The following is a 610-nucleotide window of genomic DNA, read 5'->3' on the forward strand; positions in this document are numbered from 1 at the left end:
GGAAGCTCAGGGTCCGCTTGACCAGGTTGTTGTGGTCCACCACGTGCATCTGGATCTGGAAGCCCAGTTCGGGGCCCCACTTTTCCGCATCGGCTGCCGAGTTGGCATGCGCGCGAATGCCGTCGGAGAGACCCGGATAGAACATGAAGCCCGACCCGGTCGATTCGCCCCAGGTCAGGGTGTAGGCGGGCGCGCCTTGCGCAAGATTCTGCTCGGCCTCGACAGTGGGGGTCGGCGTTGCGCTCGGGGCCGGTTCGGTGGTCGCGGCGAGCGCCAAGCCCGATGCCAGGCAAAGCGAAAGAGTCAGAATTGTCTTCTTGAAAATCATGGAGCCCTGATTGATTGATTGATTGAGAACGTGTCGATGAATCGACCCTGTCTGGATAGCGAGGACGTTCGTTGATTGAGTTATCTCGCCATCGCGACGGGGTGGATTTTCGGCAAGAGTGATATCGCAATCGCGTCAGTTGTGACAATTGATCAGCATTCGCGGCGCTGCCCGAATTGATCGTCCTGGACATGTGACAATGATCACGCTGCGTCGCCGTTGCTCCAGGCGCCGCGGCGTTTTTCGTTCGGGGCCATGTAGAGGACTACCATGTATAAAAAC

At 58.4% G+C, this 610-nt stretch carries 1 protein-coding gene; it reads right to left on the reverse strand.

What is annotated here, in order from left to right:
- Positions 1 to 328 (reverse strand): hypothetical protein (locus AC1DTN_RS38375; RefSeq protein ID WP_477925427.1); only part of this gene is annotated, 328 nt, incomplete at its 3' end.
- Between the last annotated feature and the right edge of the window lie 282 nt (positions 329 to 610).

The organism is Rhizobium sp. 01T444 (genome assembly GCF_056398305.1).